Source organism: Bacillus subtilis subsp. subtilis str. 168 (assembly GCF_000009045.1).
In the GTDB taxonomy this organism is placed as follows: Bacteria; Bacillota; Bacilli; order Bacillales; family Bacillaceae; genus Bacillus; species Bacillus subtilis.
Window position 1 is genome coordinate 3,328,634 of sequence record NC_000964.3, and the last position, 18,407, is coordinate 3,347,040.

Annotated in this window: 17 protein-coding genes and 1 other RNA gene; 9 read left to right on the forward strand and 9 right to left on the reverse strand. The window is 48.5% G+C overall.

The genetic code is table 11. The features are described 5' to 3' along the window. Window positions 1-128 precede the first annotated feature (128 nt). Window positions 129-1,724, forward strand: a complete 1,596-nt coding sequence (gene pucR, locus BSU_32420) for a transcriptional regulator of the purine degradation operon (RefSeq protein ID NP_391122.1) — start codon at window positions 129-131, stop codon at window positions 1,722-1,724. A gap of 144 nt (window positions 1,725-1,868) precedes the next feature. Further along, window positions 1,869-3,218, forward strand: a complete 1,350-nt coding sequence (pucJ, locus tag BSU_32430; protein NP_391123.1) for a uric acid permease — start codon at window positions 1,869-1,871, stop codon at window positions 3,216-3,218. A 5-nt stretch (window positions 3,219-3,223) separates the two neighbouring features. Then, window positions 3,224-4,516, forward strand: a complete 1,293-nt coding sequence (gene pucK / locus BSU_32440; RefSeq protein NP_391124.1) for a uric acid permease subunit — start codon at window positions 3,224-3,226, stop codon at window positions 4,514-4,516. Between the two features lie 12 nt (window positions 4,517-4,528). After that, window positions 4,529-6,013, forward strand: coding sequence for a urate oxidase with peroxide reductase N-terminal domain (gene pucL, locus BSU_32450; RefSeq protein ID NP_391125.1), 1,485 nt, complete (start codon window positions 4,529-4,531; stop codon window positions 6,011-6,013). Continuing rightward, a complete protein-coding gene (gene pucM / locus BSU_32460) occupies window positions 6,013-6,357 on the forward strand; it encodes a 5-hydroxyisourate hydrolase; also uricase subunit (RefSeq protein ID NP_391126.2) in 345 nt (114 codons plus the stop codon). Before pucL ends, pucM begins: the two co-directional genes overlap by 1 nt. 423 nt (window positions 6,358-6,780) lie before the next feature. After that, window positions 6,781-6,912: a putative type I toxin gene (gene yuzJ, locus BSU_32469; protein YP_003097780.1), complete on the forward strand. Its 132-nt coding sequence runs from the start codon at window positions 6,781-6,783 to the stop codon at window positions 6,910-6,912. Next, window positions 6,781-6,912, reverse strand: an RNA gene (gene auzJ / locus BSU_ncRNA_2) — putative antisense RNA for type I YuzJ toxin. The two genes, yuzJ and auzJ, sit on opposite strands and share 132 nt — an antisense overlap. Window positions 6,913-7,117: 205 nt before the next feature. After that, the gene (gene pucE, locus BSU_32470) at window positions 7,118-7,639 is read right to left on the reverse strand and encodes a xanthine dehydrogenase, iron-sulfur subunit (protein NP_391127.1); all 522 of its coding nucleotides are present in this window, start codon (window positions 7,637-7,639) and stop codon (window positions 7,118-7,120) included. Continuing rightward, entirely contained in the window at window positions 7,630-9,867 is a 2,238-nt protein-coding gene (pucD, locus tag BSU_32480) for a xanthine dehydrogenase, substrate and molybdenum cofactor subunit (RefSeq protein NP_391128.1), read from the reverse strand. Before pucD ends, pucE begins: the two co-directional genes overlap by 10 nt. Further along, entirely contained in the window at window positions 9,868-10,701 is an 834-nt protein-coding gene (gene pucC / locus BSU_32490) for a xanthine dehydrogenase, FAD-binding subunit (RefSeq protein ID NP_391129.1), read from the reverse strand. Continuing rightward, on the reverse strand, window positions 10,698-11,315 hold the full coding sequence (gene pucB / locus BSU_32500; RefSeq protein ID NP_391130.2) for a putative molybdopterin cofactor synthesis cytidylyl transferase: 618 nt from the start codon (window positions 11,313-11,315) through the stop codon (window positions 10,698-10,700). The genes pucC and pucB overlap by 4 nt, the downstream gene beginning before the upstream one ends. Further along, window positions 11,312-12,304, reverse strand: a complete 993-nt coding sequence (gene pucA, locus BSU_32510; RefSeq protein NP_391131.1) for a xanthine dehydrogenase molybdopterin recruitment factor — start codon at window positions 12,302-12,304, stop codon at window positions 11,312-11,314. The genes pucB and pucA overlap by 4 nt, the downstream gene beginning before the upstream one ends. Before the next feature lie 228 nt (window positions 12,305-12,532). Further along, window positions 12,533-13,783: a (S)-ureidoglycine-glyoxylate aminotransferase (PLP-dependent) gene (pucG, locus tag BSU_32520; RefSeq protein ID NP_391132.1), complete on the reverse strand. Its 1,251-nt coding sequence runs from the start codon at window positions 13,781-13,783 to the stop codon at window positions 12,533-12,535. 16 nt (window positions 13,784-13,799) lie between these two features. Next, window positions 13,800-15,038 (reverse strand): allantoate amidohydrolase, encoded by a 1,239-nt coding sequence (gene pucF / locus BSU_32530; protein NP_391133.1) that lies wholly within the window; start codon window positions 15,036-15,038, stop codon window positions 13,800-13,802. Between the two features lie 222 nt (window positions 15,039-15,260). On the opposite strand from pucF, the gene BSU_32539 reads away from it, so the two are divergent. Both BSU_32539 and bsnA read left to right on the forward strand, forming a co-directional pair. Then, on the forward strand, window positions 15,261-15,398 hold the full coding sequence (locus BSU_32539; protein ID YP_009514002.1) for a hypothetical protein: 138 nt from the start codon (window positions 15,261-15,263) through the stop codon (window positions 15,396-15,398). A gap of 81 nt (window positions 15,399-15,479) precedes the next feature. Beyond that, window positions 15,480-16,346, forward strand: coding sequence for an extracellular ribonuclease (bsnA, locus tag BSU_32540; RefSeq protein NP_391134.1), 867 nt, complete (start codon window positions 15,480-15,482; stop codon window positions 16,344-16,346). A 33-nt stretch (window positions 16,347-16,379) separates the two neighbouring features. Here bsnA and frlP read toward each other — a convergent pair whose 3' ends face one another. After that, the gene (frlP, locus tag BSU_32550; protein ID NP_391135.1) at window positions 16,380-17,483 is read right to left on the reverse strand and encodes a fructose-amino acid ABC transporter (ATP-binding subunit); all 1,104 of its coding nucleotides are present in this window, start codon (window positions 17,481-17,483) and stop codon (window positions 16,380-16,382) included. A gap of 181 nt (window positions 17,484-17,664) precedes the next feature. On the opposite strand from frlP, the gene frlR reads away from it, so the two are divergent. Then, on the forward strand, window positions 17,665-18,393 hold the full coding sequence (gene frlR, locus BSU_32560; protein NP_391136.3) for a FrlR transcriptional regulator (GntR family): 729 nt from the start codon (window positions 17,665-17,667) through the stop codon (window positions 18,391-18,393). The last annotated feature ends 14 nt before the right edge of the window (window positions 18,394-18,407 follow it).

The window sequence follows — 18,407 nt, forward strand, 5'->3', positions numbered from 1 at the left end:
TAACACAACCAGTTCTATTTTCAACAGTTTACTGCTACTATGATCGTATTACATCAGCAAAACCGCTAGAATTCCTATTGAAAATTATTCACCTTAACCAATGTTTTTATAGAAAAGGAGAATGCGCTATGAATATTCTTGATGTGATGAAAATACCGGCTTTTGAAAACGCCAATTTAATCGCTGGAAAAGCAGGAGGGGAAAGAGAGGTTCAGCATGTCAATATGATGGACGCTCCGGATATCGTAGACTTTTTGCATAAGAATGAATTGCTCGTCACCACCGCCTATCACCTGAAGGATCACCCGCATCAATTATCTGAACTGATTCGGCAAATGGCAAAACGCGGCTGCGCGGGCCTCGGCATTAAAACAAAGCGCTATCTGGAAGATATCCCGAAGGAAATCATCGAACTGGCCGATTCATATGCGTTTCCGATCATTGAGCTTCCGGAACACATCCGACTCGGCGATATTGTGAATGCCACACTCAGCCATATTCTCGATATGCGTTCTAACGAGCTGCAGCAAGCCATTTACGCGCACAAAAAATTCACAAACCACATTATGAGCGGCAAGGGGCTGCAATCCCTCCTCAAAAAGGTGTCAGACATCCTTCAGCTTCCCGTGCTGCTGCTTGACCAGCATGCCAAAATGCTGTCTGCGTCTCATCAGATTTCAGTTGAGACCGAAAAGCTGAAAGGCACCCTGAATACCGTATCCGGGCCATTTTTCACTTGTTTCTCTACAATCTCAGATCAGAAAACATATTCTGTCCTGCCTATTTATAATCACGAAAAAAACTGCGGCTACCTGCTGATACCCGACATGGTGCAGGCAGGCGACAAAGGATTGATCCTCACGATTGAACAAGCGGCCAACGTCATTTCCTTTGAACTGCTGAAGGAAAATGCGCTGAAGCAGTTCAGCCGGCGGGCCCGCAATGAGTTTTTCAACAATTTTATTGAGCGGACCTTTTCTTCAGATGACGAAATCAAAAACCGGGCGAAAGAATTCAAGCTGCGCTGGGATCAAAAATACATGTGCATCGCCGGCAAACTCGATCGCAATGACGAATCAATCAGCTTTACAGAAAATCAGCTCGCTTCCGACAGCGTATTCGAATTTCTTGAAGGTGAATTATCAGCCTTCCCGTTTCCACCTCACTTCTTTATGAAAGGAAATGTCGGCATTATTCTAATCGAGGCGACAGACAGCTGGAGTGAAATGCACGCCTCGGTGATCAGCTTTTTAGAACAGTTTCAAACACAGGTCAGCGCTCAATTTAAACGAACCGTGTCCTTTGGCATCAGCAATATCTGCCAAAAGCTCATTGATGTTCCCGACGCTTTCACAGAAGCTTCTGATGCTCTGCAATCGGGGCATTTGTCAAGAAGCACCGCATTTATCCAGGTGTATCACGCCAAAGATGTGCCTGAGCTTCTGCGCTTGCTCCCAGTTGAGGATTTGAAGAAATTTTACAACTCCACGCTTCAGAGCCTCGCTGAAAAACAGCAGGAGGATCAAAGCCTGCTTCATACGCTTTCCGTCTATTTAGAGACACACTGCCAAATTTCAGAGACGGCAAAGCGTCTGTACGTTCATCGCAATACGGTCATATACCGCCTTGAAAAATGCGAAGAGCTTCTGGGGAAAAGCTTAAAAGATCCTGAAACAACGATGCGTTTGCGGCTTGCATTACGTATGCAGCGGCTGATCAGCTAAAGTTTGTTACATTTTCTTACAAAACGAATCGTTTTTCGTCACTTTCAGCAATCACACCTGTCTTTTTCAGCTACTGTATCCAATGACACCCCTCGACCGGAACGATATTATGTTACTAAAGTTCACATACAGGGAGGGACTATAGTGAAAAAAAGATCGTTTAAGGTGTTTACACTTAGCCTGCAGCATGTGCTCGCCATGTATGCAGGTGCGATTTTGGTGCCCCTGCTTGTCGGCAGGGCGCTGAATGTAACAACTGAACAGCTGTCCTACCTATTGGCGATTGACCTGTTAACATGCGGCGTCGCTACGCTTTTGCAAACCTTGCGCGGAACATACATCGGCATCGGGCTTCCCGTCATGCTTGGCAGTTCATTTGTGGCCGTCACCCCAATGATTGCAATCGGCAGCAATTACGGCATTCACGCGATTTATGGTTCCATCATTGCGGCCGGTGTGTTCATCTTTTTGTTTGCGCGTTTTTTCGGCAAGCTGACTGTGTTATTTCCTCCTGTCGTAACAGGTACCGTTGTGACCTTGATCGGCCTTTCACTTGTTCCGACAGGTGTGAAAAATATGGCTGGCGGCGAAAAAATAAACGGCAGCGCCAACCCCGAATACGGTTCGCTCGAAAACCTTCTTCTCTCTGTCGGTGTCCTTGTTCTGATCTTAGTCCTCAACCGCTTTCTCAAAGGATTTGCCCGAACACTGTCCGTTCTGATCGGCATCGCCGCCGGAACAGCGGCAGCAGCGATCATGGGCAAAGTCAGCTTTTCTTCTGTTACAGAAGCACCGTTCTTCCAAATCCCGAAGCCTTTTTACTTCGGAGCCCCTGCGTTTGAAATCGGTCCGATCTTAACGATGCTGATCGTCGGAATCGTCATTATTGTGGAATCAACCGGCGTTTTTTACGCAATCGGAAAGATATGCGGCAGACCTTTAACTGACAAAGATCTCGTCAAAGGCTATCGAGCGGAAGGAATCGCCATTCTCATCGGCGGGCTGTTCAATGCCTTTCCTTATAATACCTTTGCGCAAAACGCCGGCTTATTGCAGCTGACCAAAGTGAAAACAAGAAACATCGTCGTTACCGCAGGCTGTATCCTTGTCTGTCTCGGACTGATTCCGAAGATTGCCGCCCTTGCATCTGCCGTTCCTGCTGCTGTACTTGGCGGCGCGACCGTCGTCATGTTCGGCATGGTGATTGCCTCCGGCGTCAAAATGCTCAGCACAGCGGATCTCAAAAATCAATACCACCTCCTGACCATCGCATGCTCAATCGCACTCGGCATCGGCGCCAGCACGGCCCCCGGGATTTTTGCTGAATTCCCCGCTCCGATCCGGATTCTGGTCAGTGACGGCACCATCACCGGAAGCCTAACCGCCATCTTTTTGAATCTATTTTTCAGCTTGCGCGACAAAAAAGAATTAACAGCACAGCAAACAGAACTTCCGGTATTAGAACATACACTCGCATTAGAAAAAGAGGTGTAAAAAAGATGAAGGAACAGCACAATGCCTTACAGCTAATGATGCTGGGGCTTCAGCACATGCTTGCCATGTATGCGGGAGCCATTCTCGTTCCGTTGATCGTCGGAGCAGCGATCGGGCTGAATGCGGGGCAGCTGACGTATTTAATCGCGATTGATTTGTTTATGTGCGGGGCGGCAACTCTTTTGCAGCTCTGGAGAAACCGATATTTCGGCATCGGCCTTCCCGTTGTGCTCGGATGCACGTTTACCGCAGTCGGCCCGATGATTTCCATCGGAAGCACTTACGGTGTCCCAGCGATATATGGTGCCATTATCGCCGCAGGACTGATTGTCGTCTTAGCCGCGGGCTTCTTCGGGAAGCTTGTCCGTTTTTTTCCGCCTGTCGTAACCGGATCAGTCGTCATGATCATCGGCATCAGCCTGATTCCAACGGCAATGAATAACCTGGCCGGAGGTGAAGGAAGCAAAGAATTCGGCTCACTCGACAACGTGCTCCTCGGGTTTGGCGTCACAGCTTTTATCTTATTGCTGTTTTATTTCTTTAAAGGCTTTATCCGCTCCATAGCGATTTTACTCGGTCTTATCGCAGGAACAGCGGCTGCATATTTCATGGGAAAGGTCGATTTTTCTGAGGTTTTGGAGGCGTCTTGGCTTCATGTTCCGTCTCTGTTTTATTTCGGACCGCCAACCTTTGAGCTGCCGGCTGTTGTCACGATGCTTCTCGTTGCAATTGTCAGCCTCGTTGAATCGACAGGCGTTTATTTTGCCCTCGCTGATATCACAAACCGCAGGCTGTCGGAGAAGGATCTGGAAAAAGGCTACCGGGCAGAAGGCCTTGCGATTTTGCTGGGCGGCTTATTTAACGCGTTTCCCTATACAGCTTTCTCGCAGAATGTCGGCATCGTTCAGCTCTCAAAGATGAAAAGTGTCAACGTCATCGCCATCACAGGAATCATACTGGTCGCGATCGGGCTGGTTCCAAAAGCAGCGGCCCTGACAACAGTGATCCCCACCCCAGTTCTCGGCGGCGCAATGATCGTCATGTTCGGCATGGTCATTTCTTACGGGATCAAAATGCTATCCAGCGTTGACCTTGATTCGCAAGGCAACCTGCTGATTATCGCCTCTTCCGTCAGCTTGGGGCTTGGCGCTACAACAGTTCCCGCGTTGTTTTCATCTCTTTCGGGCGCGGCCTCTGTCTTGGCAGGAAGCGGAATTGTGATCGGCAGTTTGACGGCCATTGCACTGCACGCTTTTTTTCAAACCAAACAGCCGAATAGCGCAGACATAAAAACGTAAAGGAAGATGCCAATGTTCACAATGGATGACCTGAACCAAATGGACACACAAACACTGACAGACACACTTGGCTCTATTTTTGAACACTCTTCATGGATTGCGGAGAGATCCGCAGCACTACGGCCGTTTTCGTCCCTTTCTGATCTTCACCGCAAAATGACTGGCATTGTAAAAGCTGCGGATCGCGAGACACAGCTTGATTTAATCAAAAAGCATCCCCGGCTCGGAACAAAGAAAACAATGAGCGATGACTCGGTACGAGAGCAGCAGAACGCAGGGCTCGGCAAATTAGAACAGCAGGAATACGAGGAGTTTCTCATGCTGAATGAACACTATTATGATCGCTTCGGCTTTCCTTTTATTTTAGCGGTGAAGGGAAAGACGAAACAGGACATTCACCAAGCCCTGCTGGCAAGGCTTGAGAGCGAACGAGAAACGGAGTTCCAGCAGGCCCTTATAGAAATTTACCGAATCGCCCGCTTTCGTCTGGCTGACATCATCACTGAAAAAGGAGAGACGCAAATGAAAAGAACCATGTCTTATGGCAAAGGAAATGTATTTGCATACCGAACGTATTTAAAACCGCTCACTGGAGTGAAGCAAATCCCGGAATCATCTTTTGCCGGAAGAGATAATACCGTTGTCGGCGTTGATGTGACATGCGAAATTGGCGGAGAAGCCTTCCTGCCATCATTTACAGACGGAGACAACACTCTCGTCGTGGCAACGGATTCAATGAAAAACTTTATCCAGCGCCATCTCGCATCCTATGAAGGAACGACAACCGAGGGGTTCCTACACTATGTAGCTCACCGATTTTTAGATACCTATTCTCATATGGACACGATCACTCTGACTGGCGAAGACATTCCGTTTGAAGCAATGCCTGCATACGAGGAGAAAGAGCTCAGCACAAGCCGCCTCGTCTTCAGAAGATCGCGTAATGAACGAAGCCGCTCTGTGCTGAAAGCAGAACGAAGCGGGAATACCATAACGATTACAGAGCAATACAGCGAAATCATGGATCTTCAGCTCGTCAAGGTGAGCGGCAACTCCTTCGTCGGCTTCATCCGGGACGAATATACGACTCTCCCGGAAGACGGCAACCGCCCGCTGTTTGTCTATTTAAACATCAGCTGGCAATATGAAAATACAAATGACTCATACGCTTCTGATCCAGCACGCTACGTTGCGGCTGAACAAGTCCGCGACTTAGCGAGCACCGTTTTTCACGAGCTCGAAACCCCTTCAATCCAAAACCTAATCTATCATATCGGCTGCAGAATATTAGCGAGGTTCCCGCAGCTCACTGATGTCAGCTTCCAATCTCAAAATCACACGTGGGATACGGTTGTCGAAGAAATCCCGGGCTCAAAAGGAAAAGTCTACACCGAACCGCGCCCGCCATACGGTTTCCAACATTTTACCGTGACAAGAGAAGACGCCGAGAAAGAAAAACAGAAAGCCGCTGAAAAATGTCGGAGCCTGAAAGCCTGATGGGAAAACTGACAACCCATATTTTAGATTTAACCTGCGGCAAACCAGCGGCGAACGTAAAAATTGGATTGAAGCGGCTGGGCGAAAGTATTATGAAAGAGGTATACACTAACAATGACGGCAGGGTCGATGTCCCTCTGCTGGCTGGTGAAGAGCTGATGTCAGGAGAGTATGTGATGGAATTTCATGCAGGAGACTATTTTGCGAGTAAAAACATGAACGCAGCCGATCAGCCGTTTTTAACCATCGTCACCGTCCGTTTTCAGCTAGCAGATCCAGATGCACATTATCATATCCCGCTCTTGCTGTCGCCGTTTGGTTATCAGGTGTATAGGGGGAGTTAAGAAGGAAGCCCGCCTCACCGGCGGGCTTCTTTTTGCACTTCAATTAACTTTTGATCCTAGGACAGTACTTGAAGTGATCCCCACACTTAGTGAAACAACAGCTAGAATAAACATTCACCTATATTTTTCAGGATAATTGCCTACGAGAAAAATACCCTGTAGTCCTTTCATTTATAAATCGAGGTTTCAAACTAATAAGTCAGCTCTTAGCAGCCGAGCTCCCTTCTCCAATCCTATAAACAGACCGCGTTTTTTCTCGAAAAAATACTCTGAAGACAATTGCTGCGTTTTTAATAGTTTTGATAACGCGTTCTCTCTTACACCTTTAGACAAAATATTCATTTTTTCTTTTTTAGACTTAAATCTATGTCGAAAATAATCGTTGGCATATCTTATCCTATCTCCACTAAAGGAGGTGACATTATGGGATTCTACAATTCTGGTGGATACAGTGGAAACTCTGGTTACTCAAACGGTTTCGGGAGCTCCTTCGCTTTGATCGTGGTGCTATTCATTTTGTTGATCATTGTTGGAGCAGCTATCTTTAATTATTAAGTTTAACTTTCCTTGCCTCCGCCGTATCCAACACCTCCCTGTCCGACAGACGCCATAAGAAGTTTTTATGGCGTCTTTGCTATGTGTTCACTAATCTTTTTGTAATCCAGAAGCTGTCAAGTTCTACGAGATTTATCGTGTGTTTTCCCACAACGCTTCTGCGTCTTGATCGCGCTGTCTGACTGAGGCTAAAAAAGTCCGGCTTTTAAAAGCCGGACTCCCGTCTACCCCCGTTCAACTCTCTTCTAATCCTGCAAGCTGACCGCATAATCCCGCCATACCCGGTACACCGGCACAAATTCCCCGCCAGCCCTTCTTCTATATCTTTGTCAGAAGGTTGAGGGGTTTCCCGAAACAATGCTTTAAGCGCAATGATCATTCCCGGCGTACAGTAGCCGCATTGGAAGCCGCCTTCTTCCAGGAAAGCGGTTTGACACATATCCAGCTCTTCTTTTTGAAGCCCCTCGATGGTTGTGATGGAATGGCCGTCTGCTTGATAGGCCATCGTCATGCACGCATTGGCCAGTTTTCCGTCGATTAAAATAGAGCAGGCTCCGCAGCGGCCGATTCCGCAGGACACCTTTGTCCCGGTCAGCTGAAATTCCTTTCTAAGCAGGTCACTCAGATGTGTCGTAGGAACGGCAGCAACCTCCCACGCCTGACCATTCACGGTCATCCGGAACTGTTCCTTTTTTACAGGAAATGGCCCGGCCTCTTTTATGTCCATTGCTTCAGCCCCTTTCTGTCGATCGCTTCAAGCAACTCTTCTCTTGAAATTGGCAGCTTGTTTATCCAGCATCCGACCGCATCATGTACTGCCTTTACAATCGCCGGAGTGATGGCGATTGTTCCGATTTCACCAACACCGCGCGGTCCATATACGTCTCCCTTCATTAAGTCTTCTATTGCAATCAGCTTCATGTCAGGAACATCTTTGATTCCGGGAATCAAATAGTGATCGAGATTTTCCGCAGCATAACGGCCATCCGTCATTTTCGCTTCCTCCATCAGTGTGTAGCCGAGTGCCATGGCAGCGCCGCCTTCAATTTGACCTCGATATCCCTGCGGACTGACAACCGGACCTGCCGCAATAGCGTGCTCACAATCTATCAATTTGACATCGCCTGTTAACAGATCTACCTCCACCTCAACGGCAGCCGCTCCAAATGAGTAGAGGAAATGGCCGCCCACCACAGGATCAGGCGTTGTTGGAAAGTCAAAGGCCGTTTCCTCTGCCAAAGGGCCTTTTTCAGCCAGCTCCTTATACGTCACCACGAGCGCCTTTGTGTTTTTGTCACGCAAGCCTGCAGCGCCGGGAATAAGATTTTCCGCTGAACAGCCGCTCCATTCTGCCGCCCGTTTTTTCAACTGAGCTAGAAACGGCTTCTTCAAACGCTGGATCGCGTGCCACACCATGCTTGTGCCGCGGGATGCTGTGGAGGAGCCTGACTTCGGCACTTTTGCGGTATCCCCAATAACAATGGAAATATCCTCTGCGGCACAACCCAGCTCCTCCATGACAATCTGTTCAATCGCTGCTAGAATCCCCTGTCCGCATTCTTCAAATCCAAACGAAGCAGTGATTTTGCCTTCACTCGAAAGAGACAAACGGCCTCCTGCCGCATCCATTCGGCCAAACCCCAGCCCGCCGCCGTGCATTGTAATTGCCGCTCCCGTGCCTCTTTGCAGATACCCGCAGTTCCGGCTTGTTTTTTTAAGAATGGGAGATTTAGATATGGCATTCAACACCTGTGCCGCTCCGTCAGTTGGTGCAATTCGATGCTCAAGCGGCCCCAAGTCATGCGGTTTTCTGATATTTTTTCTTCTCAGCTCGAGCGGGTCGATGCCAAGCATGCCGCTGAGACGATCGAGATGGGTTTCGAGTGCAAATGTGATTTGGTTGCCGCCAAAGCCCCGAAATTCCCCCGCCACCCCGTTGTTCGTAAATACTGATATTCCTTCAGTCCGGATATTCGGAATACGGTACGGCCCCGCGGCATGCTCGACAGAAAAATCAAGAACAGCCGGTCCGAGCGTAGCGTAAGCGCCTGTGTCCGCCACAATTTTCACGTCGTGCGCCAATAGATTTCCCGAATGATCTGCACCCGTTTTTATCGTAATCTTCATCGGATGGCGCTTAATGCCAGAACGTACAGATTCCTTTCGTGTCTGATGAATTTTGACAGGGCGTCCGCTTTTCAGGGCCAAAAGCGCAGCATACGGCTGAATATTCAGCTCATCCTTCCCTCCGAACGAGCCGCCCATCGGACTTGACACAATTCTGATCTTCTCTTCAGGAATATCAAAAATACGGGCAAGCTGGAAACGGTCTTTATAGCCGTGCTGGGTTCCTGCATACATCGTAAAACCCCCGTCGTCTTCCGGAACGGCTACACCTCCCTCCGTTTCCATATACGTATGCATCTGCCGCGGCAGCTCATAGGTTTCTTCAAAGACTGTGTCAGATGCTTGAAACCCTTCTTCCACATCACCGTTTGAAAAAAATGCGCGGTGCAGGATATTCCCGTCCTCATGCAGTCTTTGCGCATTCGGCCGAAGCGCTTTTTCTGGTGAATCCATGACTTCCAGCTCTTTATACTCAACTTGAATCAGCTCCAGCGCCGCTTCCGCGATTTCTTCCGTTTCCGCAGCAACTGCGGCGATCGCATCCCCGACATACCGCACCCTGTCCTCACATAAAACCGGCTGATCAGGGATGACAATGCCAAATCGGTTTAAGCCGGGAACGTCTTTATGTGTGACGACGGCCTGCACGCCTTCCATTTTCTCAGCTTTTATGGTGCAAACCGACACAATCTCTGCATGAGGATAAGCACTTCTCAGCACCTTGCCATACAGCATTCCTGGAAAGCTGAGATCGGTCATATATTTCAATTCCCCTGTGACCTTACCCCTTCCATCCGGCCTGACTCTTGACGGTTTGTTGATGATCATTTATTCCCCTCCCTCAGCCATCAGCTCTGCCATGATGACGTTGGCAGCGGCTTTTTTTCTGTATGCCGCTGACATAAAAACATCTGAGGAAAACGGCAGCTCATGGATAAGTGTTTTGTACAGCTCATGCGGGTCCCACCCTGGTGCCATCCATTTCGCTTCGCTGTCCAATAATCTCCTAGGAGTGATATCGGCATGGCCAGCGGCGAGGCGAATGCTGCCGTCTTTCAAAAAACGTCCAGCTGCAACAGCAGCCGCTCCGGTAAAAGCCTGGCGCCTTCCAAGCTTGTGATAAAATACACGCTCTCCCTCCGCCCGCGGGATGATGACACGCGTGACGATAGCCGTTCTAAAGTCTTCCTCACTGAGCCAAGCGCCAAGCGGCAGCCTGATTAGCTCCTTTTGATATACGATAAGCTCAGCACCAAGCACAAGCAGAAGCGGAATGAAATCACCGATTTTACTCGCTATGTTGCCGCCAATCGTGGCACGGCTGCGAATCCCCGGTGCAGCGACAGCGGAAGCAGCGTCACTGAAACAGCTAAGCGCTCTCTTAATCAAAGGGTTCTTTCTGCATTCATTCAGTGATGTGAGCCCCCCGATCGACACGTGGGTGTCACTGGTGCTGATCCCTCGCATTTCGTCAATCCCTTCAAGGCTGACAAGGTGCTGTTTCGGTAGAGTTCCTTTGTCCCACTGAAGCTGAAGGAGCGTGCTTCCCGATGCGGCACACACATCCGGAGCAAGCTTCTCTAAAAGCGAATAGGCCTCATCAAGCGCTGCCGGTCTCCATAATTGAATATTCATCCTTGCTTTTGTCACTTGGCCGTTCAAGACATCGCCCTCCTTACCATGTCATATTCCTCGGGTGTATCAATATCGTCCAACTCACCGCTATCCTTTGCCTCCAAAACCGCTCCTGCTCCAAGCTGTCCGCTTTTCAGGAGCCTGCGAGCCCCTTCATCTCCCTTTAATCCCTTTACATAAGGAAAACATGTCGACGAGAAGTAGATTGGCGGGGTGAACGCCCCTAAAAACGATGACACGGCAAATGACTCAGGAGCCAGAGCCACAAGGGCATTGAGATGATCGACGGAAAGCTGAGGCTGGTCGGCTAACAAAATGACAATGCCGTCCGCCCCCATGCTTTCTGCTTTTCTCACCCCGCTGCTGACTGAATGCCCCTGACCCTTTTCTGCGTCTTGGCAAACGTGCAGGCTCCAGCGTTTTTGAAAAGGCGGAGCGTGATACGGCGCTCCTATCCACTCAAGGGAGGCATGTTCTGTCCGCTCGACGACCAGCACGTGATCAAGGCGGGACGACAGAGCAGTTTTCAAGGAAAGTGAGCCTATGTTTTCTCCTTTTAGCGGCAAAGCCAGCTTGTTTTGTCCCATTCTTCTGCTTTTGCCGGCAGCGAGAAACACGCCGATCAGATAGGGGCTTCTCATACAACCGCCACCCGTTTTCTTGTTTGAATGATTTCTGCAACTACACTTACCGCAATTTCCTCGGGACCTTCCGCACCGATTTTCAGCCCGACCGGACTGTAAAAGTGAGACGGAGGATGTTTTCCGCTCAGCAGCCGTTTCGTGCGGTTTGCCGAACCCAACAGTCCAATATAATGGAGGTTTTGAGAAAATAAGAAGTTGATGATCGTTTGATCGTGCTGATAATGATGGGTTGCCACAACAGCTGCATCATGCGGAAAAAATTGAAATTCGCTAAGCATTTGTTCCGGAAAAGCGGTGATCAGCTGATCCGCTTTTGGAAAAAGAGAGGATGTACAATAAGCGGGCCGCCAATCCGTCACGATAACAGAAAACCCTGTGTCAGCCGCCAAATTGGCCAGCGGTACATTATCCGGTCCCGCCCCAAACAGAATGAGACGCGGCTTCGGTTCAATTCGCTGAATAAACATGTTAGTGGTTTGATCGAAATGCGGTAAATGAAGCGTTGAAACAGTACGTTGAATATCTTGCAGAGGCGCGTCCGGCCAGTTCCCAAAATGTCCGTTCTCCGTCAGAAATAAATAATGGGAGGATTCAATCTTTATAACGGAAGTGACAGCTTTGCCTGAATGAAGGCAGTCCCTCACTTTCTCATAGTGCCGCCTTTTTTCCTGAGTGATTCGCTCTGCATGAACATGAATAATGCCATTGCACCCGGCTCCCATGCCCCAAGAAAGATCGTCCTCCGACCGCATGTCGTAGGGAATCAGCGTTGATGTGAGCTGATCGCCCAGCGCACTGATTCTTTGGAATACATCTTCTTCCACACACCCGCCGCTCAGCAAGCCAATCCGTCTGCCTTTTTTCTTAAAGAGCATAGAGGCGCCTGCTTTTCGATACGCGGAGCCTTCAACTTGAACAATTGTCGCCAGTACAGCCTCCTCCTGGTCTTCCAGGAGCGCATCTAACATCGTGTGAAAATTCCCCAATGCCGCATCCTCCTCTCGAAAATTGCCGTGAGAAACAACTAGTTCAGCGTGATTTTATAGGTAACTTGTATAAAGAATAGACGATGGAAGAAAAAATGACTCATGATTTGTCAGAAAATGAAACACATAGAAAGAGGATTTGTAAAAAGAGTCAAACGAAGAAAATCAGATTGGAGAAAACACGAAATCATATCGTTAAAAAGCTTGCGGAGTTCCGCAAGCTTTTCTTTACACCGCTGCCTGGCGGCCAGCGTTTTCATACACATCCAGCGCTGCTTGGAGCGCTTTTCCTGCTTCGATTCCTGCGTTATGTCTGAGAAGCACAGCCTCTAACCCGGCAAGCACGAATAGCACGTTTTCTTTTCTGCAGCTGTACCCCATCGTGCCGATCCTCCAGATCTTCCCTGCAAGCGGGCCGAATGAGCTGGCGATTTCAATGCCGAATTGTGCCAGCAGCATGTCACGGACAGACTCGCCGTCAATGCCGCCGGGAATTTCGACACAGGTGACAACAGGCATTTTGCAGCTGTCATCTCCAAACAATCTTAGCCCCATTGCCTTTATCCCTGCTGCTAATGCGGCTTCATGGTGCCGATGCCGCTCGAAACGCGTCTCAAGACCTTCTTCAAGCACCAGTCTGACTCCCTCACGTAAGGCGTACAGCATCGTCGTCGCTTCTGTATGATGATTGAGCCGTCTTTCGCTCCAATAATCCTCAAGCTGGCTCAAATCAAAGTAGTTGCTTGTAATTGGCCGATTTCCCGAAAGTGCTGCCCTGTCAGCTTGTGTCGCAATCCCGCGTTCCACCTTTTTGCGAGCTGCAATCACGTCCGCCACCCGCTCATTATATGTAATCGGCGCCATTCCTGAAGGCACAGACAAACATTTTTGCGTTCCGCCGATGGCAGCGTCAATCTTCCATTCATCGACTTTAACCTCGCAGCCCCCAATCGTTGCGACTGCATCGACGATAAACAATGCATCCTCGGTGCGGCAGGCTTCGCCGATGGCTTTCAGCGGGTGAATCCGTCCTGTCGATGTTTCTCCATGCACCATGGCCACAATTTTCGGCTTCACTTTTTTTATCTCCCGTATGATGTCCTCCGGGTCAAAAACCGTTCCCCATTCGCACTCCAGCATATGAACATTTGCCCCATATCGCTCGGCGATTTCAGTCAGCAAATAACCGAAACGGCCGTAAATGGGAATGAGCACATCATCTTCCGGCTCTATCACACTAGCCAGCACTGCTTCAATTCCCGCCCGTGAAGTGCCGTCAATCGGGTATGCCCAGCGGTTTTTTGTTTGGAACAGCTCCCGAAGCATCTCCATCGTTTCATTCATAATACCTGTAAACGCCGGATCAAATTGGCCGACAACCGGGGTGCTCATTACTCTTAATACACGCGGATCAACCTCAACAGGCCCCGGTGTCATAATCGTTCTTAACGGGGTGCATAATTCTCTTCTGCCTGACACAGCCATTCCTCCTTTATCAGTAAGCCAGTTTGTATAATAAATCAGTCAGTGCGCGGACGCCGATCTCAAGCTGTCTGGCTGACGTATATTCCTTCGGTGAGTGGCTGACGCCGCCTCGGCTCGGCACAAACAGCATACAAGCAGGATAGCGCCTTCCGATCATTTGCGCGTCATGCCCTGCTCCGCTCACCATTTCCTCACAGCTGAAGCCGTTTTCTAATGCTGTTTCAAAAGCCGCAGCCTTCAGCCTTTCGTCCATCGGCACAGGCTCTATCCGCATATATTCATCAATCACAGCGCGAATTCCTTTTTGTAGGCAAATGCCGTTGATCAAAGCAACCATGTCTTGATGAAACTGTTCCAGCACATGCTGATGCTGATGGCGAATATCGATTGAAAACTGGACGCGGCCCGGTATGACATTGGCTACATTGGGCTCTGCCGTTATTTTTCCGCATGTCAGACGGAGCTCATCCGGCAGCTCATCCGACCGCAGCAGCAGCTCATGAATGATACGGCTGCTGGCTGCGAGCGGGTCCTTGCGCCATTTCATGGAGGTGGTTCCTGCGTGATTGCATTCTCCTTCGAGCGTGACGAGATATCGTCTCTGCCCCGCAATACTTGTCACGATGCCGAGATCCCGGCCTGACATTTCCAACGTCTTCCCCTGTTCAATATGCAGCTCAACAAACGCGCTGATATCTGTCCTATATGCTGACTGAAACACACCTTTGCCAAAACCGCTCTCATGCATCGCTGTTTGGAGGGAGACTCCCGACTCGTCTCTTGGCTCTTTTGCATCTTGTTCTGAAAAAACACCCGTCATATTCCCCGACCCCCAATAGGTCATTGGAAAACGGCTGCCTTCCTCCTCACATAAGGAGACCGCCTCGAGCGTTTTTTTTGGCGCTCCGTATGTTTCCTTGAGCTGCTTTAACGCGAGCATTGCCGCCAGAACGCCATAGGCGCCGTCGTATTTTCCTCCATTGATGACAGTATCGATATGTGAACCGGTTACAATGACTTCATCCGGAGACTGGGTGCCCGAAAGCCTTCCAAACACATTGCCGACATCGTCGAATCTTGTTTCAAGCCCGAAAGAAGACATTTCCGTTTTCACAGCAAGCTGTGCGTCCATCCACTCTTTTGTGTATAAAAGCCTCGTTACGCCGCCATCCGCAGACGCACCGTATTGGGCGAGCCATTCAATATAATCTGTGATGCTGTTTTTTACTGAAAGCTTCTGCTTTTCCATGTACTCCCCCCTCTGGCCGCTATGGTGACTTCATTATAGAAGGAGCAACATGATAGTTCATTGACAGATTAACCAAAAAAACGTTTATTTTTTAGCCACAGTATCCATCCAGCAACCAGATACACCCTACATGTCACAACTATTTTGATGTAAAGGTCAAAAGAAAACACGGTAAGGAAGAGAGCCAGCAAGAGCGAAAGAGAGGGTCAAAATGCCTTTCATATGAACAAGCTAAGCTGGAGAGGCGATGTTCGCGGAACGGATGAAAACAGAAATGCCGGCAGCCCGCAAAAACAGGACCTAAAGATATGGAAACAGGAGATTTCCGCCTCCTCCAAAGGGACTAATTTACAATTTTAATGAAAAATATACAAAATGACACTTCTATCCTTTATTTCAATTTTAGATAATAGATATGATCTGATAAAAGGAGGGCAAGTGATGACAAAAAAAGCATGGTTTCTGCCGCTCGTCTGTGTATTACTGATTTCCGGATGGCTTGCGCCAGCAGCTTCAGCAAGCGCGCAAACCACATTAAGCCTTAATGACCGATTGGCGTCTTCCCCTTCAGGAACGGGAAGCCTTCTCTCATTAGCCGCCCCCGCTGCACCCTATGCTGACACAGATACCTATTATGAAGGGGCTGAAGGTAAAACAGGAGACTCGCTAAAAAGCACCCTGCACCGTATTATCAGCGGACACACGATGCTGTCCTACAGCGAAGTGTGGAACGCGCTGAAAGAAACGGATGAAGACCCAAGAAATCCGAATAACGTCATCCTGCTCTATACGAATGAATCGCGTTCCAAAAACCTGAACGGCGGCAATGTCGGCGATTGGAACCGCGAGCATGTCTGGGCGAAATCCCATGGCGATTTTGGTACGAGCAAGGGACCTGGTACTGATATTCATCATTTGCGCCCGGCTGATGTTCAAGTTAACAGCGCCAGAGGAAATATGGATTTTGACAATGGCGGCACTGAATATGCGAAGGCACCCGGAAATTATTATGACGGCGATTCATGGGAGCCCCGCGATGATGTGAAAGGCGATGTTGCCCGCATGCTGTTTTACATGGCTGTCCGTTACGAGGGTGATGACGGCTATCCTGATCTTGAGCTTAATGATAAGACAGGCAACGGCTCAGCTCCTTATCATGGCAAACAATCTGTCCTGCTCGAATGGAATAAGCAGGATCCGGTTGACGACCGCGAGCGGAAAAGAAATGAAATCATTTATGAAAAATATCAGCACAACCGCAATCCATTTATCGACCACCCTGAATGGGCGGATGAGATTTGGCCGTAAGAAAAAGGTGCTCCTTTTGAGGAGCACCTTTTTCTAATACACAGCCTCTTCCGTTTCCGCATCGAAAAAGACGACGTGGTCCATTTTCACTGAGAGCTGGATTGAATCGCCTGCATCGATTCGCGTGTTTCCGTCCAGGCGGACCTTGAGCCGCTCGTCCCCAGCCATGACATGCACTATGAGCTCCGAGCCCAGATTTTCATTCACTTCCACGTTCGCTTGAAACACTGAATCAAACAACTGGTCATTTCCTGTCATTTGTGTGATGTGCTCCGGCCGTACACCGGCAATCATCTGTTCTCCGGCATATCCCTTTTCCTTCAGCCGCTTTGCTTTTTCTTCAGGAATATGAAGCCGGATCGAAGAATTTGTGAAAAACAGCTCGCCATGCTGCTGTTCTATGATGCCTTTCAAAAAGTTCATTCCGGGAGAGCCAATGAAGCCTGCGACAAACAAATTGGCCGGGTAATGATAAATGTCATGAGGTTTCGCCACTTGCTGAATTTCCCCTTCATTCATGACGACAATCCGATCTCCCATTGTCATTGCTTCGGTCTGGTCATGCGTGACATAAATGATCGTTGCCTCTAATCGCTGGTGCAGCTTGCTGATTTCTGTCCGCATCGTCACTCTTAGTTTTGCATCCAGATTAGAAAGCGGCTCGTCCATTAAAAAGACCTTCGGCTCCCTCACAATCGACCTGCCAAGCGCCACCCTTTGCCGCTGCCCGCCGGAGAGCGCCTTCGGTTTTCTCTTCAGCAAATGTTCAATTTCTAAAATTCTGGCTGCCGCATGAACCCGCTCGGCAATTTCCTGTTTCGCCATCTTTCTGAGCTTTAATCCAAACGCCATATTATCAAAAACCGTCATATGCGGATAAAGCGCATAGTTCTGGAATACCATCGCAATATCACGTTCTTTCGGCGGAAGATCATTGACCCGCTCCCCATCAATAAGAAGATTTCCTTCAGAAATGCTTTCTAATCCAGCCACCATCCGCAGCGTTGTTGATTTTCCGCATCCTGACGGCCCCACCAGCACCAAAAGCTCCTTATCCTTTACATCTAAATCAAAGTCCTTCACGGTTAATTGTGAGTGATATGATTTTTTGACGTGTTCAAATGTTAATGAAGCCATCAGAAAAGTCCCCCTATCTTTTGACCCGTTATTTCGTCACTGGAAACAACTTGGTCTTTCTGTTATTTTTAGAGTAATCGATTCCCATTTTTGCTATATTTCTAAAATAAAAAATGTAAATTTGTATTATAACGTCATAATACATTATAATATAAATAATAGGTTAAAAGGAGGCTACCCTTTGTTAAACAACGGAAGTTCTACACCTTTATACATTCAGCTAAAACAAATCATCACTGATGACATCAAAAAGGGCGTGTATTCCCCAACCGCCAAGCTGCCTACCGAAAACGAGCTTTGCACCAAGTATAACGTCAGCCGCATCACCGTCAGGAAAGCCATTCTCGATTTAGTCGAAGAAGGCTATCTGATCAGGCAGCAGGGAAAGGGAACGTTCGTTAAAAGCCCTAAATTAAAACGAGAGCTGATCGCTGTAAACGGCTACTCGGAATTTATGGAATCAACCGGCAAAAAACCGAAGCATCATGTGCTGTCCCATGACATCATTCCAGCGTCAAAACCCATCGCCGAAAAGCTTCAAATCCAACCCGAGAGCCCTGTGGTTGAATTAAAACGGATTTTATATAATGATGATCAGCCTCTCACCTTTGAAGTGACGCATTATCCGCTTGATTTGTTTCCCGGCATTGATACCTTTATTGCTGACGGCGTCTCCATGCATGATATTTTGAAACAGCAATACAAAGTTGTACCCACGCACAATACGAAGCTATTAAACGTTGTATATGCCCAACAGGAGGAAAGCAAATACCTGGATTGTGATATCGGGGATGCGCTGTTTGAAATTGATAAAACGGCTTTTACATCAAACGACCAGCCAATCTATTGCTCATTGTTTTTGATGCACACAAACCGTGTCACTTTTACCATCAACAGCCCCTACACATAACAGGCATAAAAAAC

What these genes read in the sequence shown, in the direction of transcription:
- pucR (NP_391122.1), top strand. Translation starts at nt 129, where the DNA reads ATGAATATTCTTGATGTGATGAAAATACCGGCTTTTGAAAACGCCAAT.
- pucK (NP_391124.1), top strand. Translation starts at nt 3,224, where the DNA reads ATGAAGGAACAGCACAATGCCTTACAGCTAATGATGCTGGGGCTTCAG.
- pucL (NP_391125.1), top strand. Translation starts at nt 4,529, where the DNA reads ATGTTCACAATGGATGACCTGAACCAAATGGACACACAAACACTGACA.
- pucM (NP_391126.2), top strand. Translation starts at nt 6,013, where the DNA reads ATGGGAAAACTGACAACCCATATTTTAGATTTAACCTGCGGCAAACCA.
- yuzJ (YP_003097780.1), top strand. Translation starts at nt 6,781, where the DNA reads ATGGGATTCTACAATTCTGGTGGATACAGTGGAAACTCTGGTTACTCA.
- pucE (NP_391127.1), bottom strand. Translation starts at nt 7,639, where the DNA reads ATGGACATAAAAGAGGCCGGGCCATTTCCTGTAAAAAAGGAACAGTTC.
- pucD (NP_391128.1), bottom strand. Translation starts at nt 9,867, where the DNA reads ATGATCATCAACAAACCGTCAAGAGTCAGGCCGGATGGAAGGGGTAAG.
- pucB (NP_391130.2), bottom strand. Translation starts at nt 11,315, where the DNA reads ATGAGAAGCCCCTATCTGATCGGCGTGTTTCTCGCTGCCGGCAAAAGC.
- pucF (NP_391133.1), bottom strand. Translation starts at nt 15,038, where the DNA reads ATGGAAAAGCAGAAGCTTTCAGTAAAAAACAGCATCACAGATTATATT.
- BSU_32539 (YP_009514002.1), top strand. Translation starts at nt 15,261, where the DNA reads ATGAACAAGCTAAGCTGGAGAGGCGATGTTCGCGGAACGGATGAAAAC.
- bsnA (NP_391134.1), top strand. Translation starts at nt 15,480, where the DNA reads ATGACAAAAAAAGCATGGTTTCTGCCGCTCGTCTGTGTATTACTGATT.
- frlP (NP_391135.1), bottom strand. Translation starts at nt 17,483, where the DNA reads ATGGCTTCATTAACATTTGAACACGTCAAAAAATCATATCACTCACAA.